This is a genomic window from Verrucomicrobiia bacterium (assembly GCA_035574275.1).
Classification (GTDB): domain Bacteria; phylum Zixibacteria; class MSB-5A5; order DSPP01; family DSPP01; genus DSPP01.
In genome coordinates, this window is the sequence record DATLYY010000037.1 from 1 (window position 1) to 7026 (window position 7026).

A 7026-nucleotide genomic window follows, 5' to 3' on the forward strand; every position below is an offset into this window, starting at 1 on the left:
GCCCCCGCAACCCCTCCAAAACTACTTTCGCTTTGGTCTTGCCGTCAAAGACCCGCTTCCGCATCGCTGAATCCTCCTTGTGAATTCAGCCACAATCTACTCCATTCATCCTACCCTGTCACTAATGGGGAGCAGTATAAAGTAACCCCAACAGCAATGCTTCTCCAAGTGCTTCAAGTGGACAGAATATTCCTACCCATTTAGCCGTGCGGAGGATAACAACGTCTTTGACTGCTGGATCATCTGCCGCGGCCGACCTTTTGGTGAACAACTGGTATGGCCCAATTACCGCAAACACTACTTGGGGGCCGGGGGTGTATGCAATAACCGGAGACATTACAGTCAACTCTGGAGCAACTTTGACCATTCAGCCCGGCACGACGATTTATTTTCAAAGAAACGAAGATAACGAGAGTTCGGGAAGCGACAATGCGAAATGCGAGATTATAGTCAAAAACGGCGGAACCCTTCGGGCGATTGGGACGTCCACTGATTCTATAAAATTTTTGCCCTCTCCCGGAACCACAGGCCTTTACGACTGGTACACCGTGAAGGTGGAAGCTGGTGGCACGGCGGAATTTGCCTATTGCCAGTTCAAATATGCCTACACGGCCATCGACTATCGGAACTCCGAGCCCGACACCGTCAAAAACTGTTTGTTCGAAAAAAACTTTATGCACGGGGTAATCAGCAGCAACCCTAAGATTTGGATTTTGAACAGCACTTTCTTGGACCAGCCTAACTACGCCGTCTATCTGGATCAGGCCGACGACACGATAAGCGGCTGTTATTTCAAAAATAACCAGTACGGCATCAACGCCTACAAATCCTACGGCAAGGTTTCTAACAACACCATCATCTCCAAGGATTACACCGGCACCTTCGGTTTTCGGGCCGAAGGGTATCAAGCCGGTGAAACCCGGATATTGGATTTCACCAACAATCTGGACAGCGGGCAATTCTTCGATGCGGCAGTAGTGGCCAACAATAGAGTGAAAGTTCAGTGCTCCCGCATACGCATCGTCCGTCAGGTGATTTTTCCGGTTCCCGACCCGCCGCCTTCAAATATCGGCATTTTAAATGACGCTTCGCACCCGGTTACAGTGCGAACCACGGTTATGAGAGTAGGCGGTTATACGAGCAACGCCGCTCCCAACGTGCAGGTGGACGGGGGAACCCCCGTCGACTTGGGACAGACCGGAGCGGATGCCGGTAACAACTCCATTGTGCCGGGAACGGGGGGAAAGGCGGTCAATAATACCACCGGTAATACAGTTCTGGCGCAAAATAACTGGTGGGGAACAGCCAGTCCGCCTGCTTCCTATTTCTCCGGCCTGGTCAACCGTTCACCGGCCCTCGGTTCGGAACCGACTCCCTGTTCCCCCGTTCCGCGAATTACGCCCGGGGGAGAAGATGGGATTTTGCCGAGGGCATTCTCCCTTTCCCAGAACTATCCGAATCCGTTCAACCCGACCACGAACATAAGTTTCTCATTACCCGTGCCGGGAAAGGTGGTTTTGACGATTTACAACATTCTCGGACAAAAGGTCAGAACGCTCGCGGATGGCGAAAAATCCGCCGGAACCCACACGCTGATTTGGGACGGCACAGACAGCCGGGGCGCGTCGGTTTCCAGCGGGATTTATTTCTACAAAATAGAAACGGCAAGCTTCCGGGAAGTTAAACGTATGGTCTTTGTAAAGTGAGGGAGGGGAAAATGAAAAAACTCATTTTTGCACTCATCCTAATTTCCGGCTTTTCTTCAACTTTTGGAGCCAGCTTGAAACTTACCACCAACAGTTCGGCTTTGGTGGAAAAAGTTAGCAGTAAAGACAGGCCCGGTCTACTTCTGAAGTTTGAGTTGCCCTCGGAACTGCAAAATGCCCGAATCGATCTGGCTCTTTTACGTTTCAAGGTCAACTCAGACACTTCCAAAGAGGGATTGGGACTGTTGGTGCGTCCGATGCTGGCTCCTTGGATTTCCGGCATAAATTTATCTGCTTTGCCGGATTCAACGGCTTCCCCTTTCCACGTCAACAGCGGCAAAGTCGGATTCAAAACCGGCACCGCCAAAGCAGAAGTGACGCTGGCCGTCAAAACCTGGCAGAAAGGGGAACTGCCCAACTTAGGATTTTTGATTTATCCGGCAGACGAAACGACCGCTTCCCTACAACCTAAAAACTTATCGGGTGGTGGAGTAGCCGAACTGGAGATTTTCTACACACCAGAAACAAAATAAAAAAAGCCACCCGCCTTTTCGCGGACGGCTTTTTTTACTTGACAGAGCTTGGCCTTCCCGGTAGTTTTTGGCCACCTTGCACCTAAAAAACGGGTCGAAGATCCTGAGCGTAGTCGAAGGGAGGAGATAGTGGCGGCTGAAACGAAAACAGGCACCGACTTCAAGCCCTACGTTGCCCACACCGAAAACATTCCTGAATTTACCCTGCGAGCCGTAATCGTCGGCTCGGTTTTGGCCTTGATCTTTGGCGTGGCCAACGCCTATCTGGGGCTGAAGGTCGGGATGACCGTTTCCGCCTCCATTCCGGCGGCGGTGATGTCGATGGCTATTCTGCGCGGGATTTTGAAAAACGGCACGATTTTGGAAAACAACATCGCCCAGACCATCGGCTCCTCCGGGGAATCCTTGGCGGCGGGAGTGATTTTCACCATCCCGGCCTTTTTAATCTGGCAGGCCACCGTGCCGAACTTCACCTTTACCATCGCCAACTGGCAGGTGGTTTTGCTATCGATTTTGGGCGGTTTTTTGGGAATTCTGTTTATGATTCCCCTGCGCCGGCATTTGATTGTCAAGGAACACAAAAACCTCCCCTATCCGGAAGGCACCGCCTGCGCCGAGATTTTGGAGGCGGGGGACGAAGGGGGGGCCAAGGCCAAAACGGTCTTTACGGGATTGGGAATCGGCGCTTTGTACAAAACGCTTATGTCCGGCTTCAAGCTCTGGCCGGAGCGGTTTGAACTCGCCCCTCGCTTCTTTCCCGGTTCGCAGATGGGGATAGAGGCCACCCCGGCCCTGATGGGGGTGGGGTTCATCATCGGGCCGAAAATCGCCCTTTTGCTTTTTTCCGGCGCGGTGCTGGGGTATGTCGGTATCGGGCCGTTGATGGCCTACATCGGCAAGTTTATGAGTTCCCCCCTGCCGCCCGCCACCGTCCCCATCTCCGAGCTTTCCGCCGGGGATATCCGGAACTATTACGTCAAATACGTCGGCATCGGCGCCGTGGCCATGGGCGGGTTTATCTCTTTGATGCGCTTCCTGCCGACCATTATCTCCTCCTTCAAGCATGTGGCGGCCGGGATGGGACAGGCCGCCGCTACAGCCAAAATCCGGACGGATGAGGATTTGCCCACCAAGCTGGTCTGGGGCGGGGCGTTTTTGATTGCCCTGGCCATCTGGCTTTTGCCCAAGACCGAAATCAGTTTGCTCGGGGCGCTTTTGGCCGTCCTTTTCGGCTTTTTCTTCGTCACCGTCTCCTCCCGGATGGTGGGGATAGTCGGTTCCTCCTCCCTGCCGATATCCGGGATGACCATCGGCACGCTCATCGTGGTTTCCGTGATTCTCCTTTCCTCCGGCGTCTCCGGGACGGTGGGGATGGTCGCCTCGATGATGGTCGGCTCGGTGGTATGCATCGCCGTTTCGATGGCCGGCGACGCCTCGCAGGACTTGAAAACCGGCTTTTTGGTCGGCGCCACCCCCAAGCGTCAGCAATTGGCCGAATTCCTCGGCGTATTGATTCCCGCCTTGGTGATGGGCTGGGTGATTATGTTTTTGAACAAGACCTACGGCTTCACCGGCCCGAATGCCTTGGAAGCGCCGCAGGCCAACGCCATGGCCGCCGTGGTGCAGGGGGTGATGACCGGGGTGCTTCCCTGGGCCTTCATCACCACCGGGCTTATCATCGGGCTTTCCATCGAGCTTTTGGGGATCCACGCTCTCCCGGTGGCGATTGGACTTTACCTGCCGCCGGAGCTTTCCACCCCCATCGTGGTGGGGAGTCTGGTCTTCTGGTACGCAAGCAAATTTTCCACCTCGGAAGCATTGTCGGCCCGCACGGAAAAGGGAATTCTCTTCGGTTCCGGGATGGTGGCCGGGGATGCCCTTGTGGGGGTGGCGCTTTCCATCCTTGTGGGGACGATTGCCAGCTATGCCGCCTACTTTACGGGCATCGACCGGGTGAGTGAATGGTTCGGGGCGGCTTTCGGAAACTTTTTCACCCTATCCGTCTTTTTGGCCCTCGCCCTGGGGTTCTTGGGTTACGTCTGGAGGGCCAAAAAGTAGCTTTCCGAGGGGCGCGGAAGGCCGAAAAGCCGAAAAACTGGGGTTTTCCCTCGAAAAAAATGCGTTTTCCGAGGGAAAATCAAAGATTTTCCTTGACAAAAGGGCGTTTTCATAGGAGATTCTCCCCCGGTGAAACAAAAACCACCAACCAAAAAGGAGGAGGTATAATGGCAACCAAACGCAAACCGAACGCCGCTTTCATGAAGCCGTTGATGCCGGATACGGTTTTAGGCGCGGTGGTCGGCGCCAAGGCGATGCCCCGCACCGAGGTGACCAAGAAGATCTGGGCCTACATCAAAAAGAACGGCCTGCAGGACAAGAAGAACCGCCGGATGATCAACGCCGACGATAAGCTGAAAGCGGTCTTCGGCGGCAAAAAGCAGGTCAACATGTTCGAGATGACCAAGCTGGTGAACAAGCACCTGAAGTAAAGTTTATTTGCGGTACGAAAACGCCCCCGCGCGGGGGCGTTTTTTTTGTTACAAAAAAAGCGCTTCCGGCGTATATTCCAATGCGGTTGGGAGAAAAAAAGATGAGACAATCTTCTGCATGCGGTTTTAAGTTTTTGCTGGCCGCAACCTGCCTCTTTGCCCTGGCTCAAACGCTGGATGCCGCCAGCTATCGTCTTTGGCTCAAGGATAAAATCCGCTTTCCGTACAGCACGGCGACCGGCGACACCACCGGCGGCAGCGACTGCTGGGGCTGGACCGCACCGGACGGCACGGAGTACGCCATTATGGGGGTGCGGGATGGCATCGCCGTGGTGAACGCCCACACCATGCAGGTAAAAGGGGTTGTTCCCGGGCCGCAGACCCCGGCCACCTACTACTGGCGGGACGTGGAGACCTACCGGCATTATGCCTACGCCGTTTCGGAACTCTCCGGCACGAATCAGGGAATATCGGTGATCGATTTGCAATATCTGCCGGACAGCCTGCACTTTGTGGGGAGTTTTCCTCTTAATTTGGCCGGAAACGTGACCGCCCATACCATCTCCATCGACACGCTCAAGGGATTTGCCTACTGCGAGCGGAGCGGGCTCGCCGGCCAACCGATTGTGATTTTGAGTCTGGCCAATCCGGAAACGCCCGCGTTCGTCGGCAGCTTCGGCCCGGCGGGCGGGCAGTCCATCCACGATATGTTCGCCCGCAACGATACCGTCTTTGTAGCGGAAGGATACGACAGCCTGTCACAGGGGAGCTGGTCGGTCTGGAATTGCGCCAACAAGGCCGCCCCCGTGCAGATTACCCGGGTCATCTTTCCCGGCGCGGGCTACGTTCATTCCGCCGTGGCCACCGAGGACCGGAACTGGCTTTTGACCACGGAGGAAATCCCCGCCGGCAAGACGATGAAGCTCTGGGACATCGCCGATTTGGGGAATATCGACCTGCGCGGGCAGTATATCGGCGCGGCGCAAAGACCGCACAACGTCTATCCCAAGGGAAACCTCGTTTTCGTTTCCCATTACGAGGCCGGGGTTACGGTGGTGGATATTTCCAACCCGGATACGCTGGTGGAGGTGGCCCGCTACGATACCTATCCCGCTTCGGACTTTTCGAACTACCGCGGCTGCTGGTCGGCCTATCCCTATACGGCCAACGAGTATGTCTATGCCTCCAATCTGGACGGCTGGCTGTTCGTTTTGCGCTTCGGACAGGTGGGGGATTTGAATTTTGATTCCATGCTTTCCCCTGCGGACGTGGTTTTGGCCCTGAATTGCATCTTTTCCGGCACCGGCGACTGCCCGCCGGAGATACTGGACGCCAACTGCGATGCTTCCATCACCCCGGCCGATTTGGTCTTGATTTTAAACGCCGTCTTCGGCGGCCAGCCGTTTCCATGTTAACGTAGCCCAAAAAACTTCCCAAATAAAAAGCCGCCCCAAACGGAGCGGCTTTTTTCTTGACACGGTGTACAAATCCCTCTAAAGGGGCAAGTCCCCGTGCCTGTCCGTTTTTGTTTTCATAGGGGCGAACCTTGTGTTCGCCTGTCTTTGTTTTTTTGTCTTTCGTAGGGGCACAATATATTGTGCCTTTTTCCCCTCTCCGCATCGGAGAGGGGGCCAGGGGGTGAGGTTGCAAATTCACCCCAACTTCGGGTGAGAATTTCACAGCGGGTCTTTGTAGGGGCAGACCAATGTGTCTGTCCTTTCCCTCCTCCAAAATCACAACTACTTCGGAGGGAATTTCGCAGGGCGGGCCTTTAGTAGAGGGACGTGGCAAGGGCCAACCCCCAAGCCGCAAACCCTCTTTAACAGGGGTTGGGTTCGGGGTCAAATCTCGATTCTCGATTCTCCAATCTCTGTATTTCGTGCATCGGGTCGGCATCGGCGCAACTGGCGTGTCCGGGCCGAACCCCAAAAGGAGACCGAAAGCCGGTACCGACCATAATCCACGGCTTTACCTCCTTATGGGGTTGATTTCCCCTCAATGGTCGGGGGGAAAGGACAGCCGCTTTTTTGTGGCCAAACCCCCGCTTCTCCTTGAAAGGGAAAGCGGATTAGACCAGACCTGCGCCCGCGCGGAGTCCGTCGCGTGCGGGCAGTTCAACTACACAGACGGCCGCATGGAGAGGACCTATCATATAACATGTCCCGTCTCCACTTTCACGGCTGTTTTAAAACCCGAGCACGTAAAAGAAAAGAAACAAAAAAAGGAAAGGCGTAGGGGCAGCCCCAACGGCCTGCCCCTCCCTCTCCTGCAATGACCTGACTTTCCCTGTTCCCCCTC

4 protein-coding genes and 1 pseudogene are annotated in these 7026 nt (G+C 55.1%); all 5 read left to right on the plus strand.

The genetic code is table 11. The features are described from left to right. Positions 1–227: 227 nt before the first annotated feature. Positions 228–1706, plus strand: a complete 1479-nt coding sequence (locus VNL73_05725) for a FlgD immunoglobulin-like domain containing protein (protein HXF48908.1) — start codon at positions 228–230, stop codon at positions 1704–1706. Between the two features lie 11 nt (positions 1707–1717). Next, complete coding sequence (locus VNL73_05730; protein HXF48909.1) at positions 1718–2239, plus strand: hypothetical protein; 522 nt, start codon at positions 1718–1720, stop codon at positions 2237–2239. A gap of 129 nt (positions 2240–2368) precedes the next feature. Next, a complete protein-coding gene (locus tag VNL73_05735) occupies positions 2369–4297 on the plus strand; it encodes an oligopeptide transporter, OPT family (GenBank protein ID HXF48910.1) in 1929 nt (642 codons plus the stop codon). Between the two features lie 170 nt (positions 4298–4467). Beyond that, positions 4468–4728: pseudogene (locus tag VNL73_05740) on the plus strand (SWIB/MDM2 domain-containing protein). Positions 4729–4829: 101 nt separating this feature from the next. After that, positions 4830–6143 (plus strand): choice-of-anchor B family protein, encoded by a 1314-nt coding sequence (locus VNL73_05745; protein HXF48911.1) that lies wholly within the window; start codon positions 4830–4832, stop codon positions 6141–6143. The last annotated feature ends 883 nt before the right edge of the window (positions 6144–7026 follow it).

What these genes read in the sequence shown, in the direction of transcription:
- VNL73_05730 (HXF48909.1), top strand. Translation starts at nt 1,718, where the DNA reads ATGAAAAAACTCATTTTTGCACTCATCCTAATTTCCGGCTTTTCTTCA.
- VNL73_05745 (HXF48911.1), top strand. Translation starts at nt 4,830, where the DNA reads ATGAGACAATCTTCTGCATGCGGTTTTAAGTTTTTGCTGGCCGCAACC.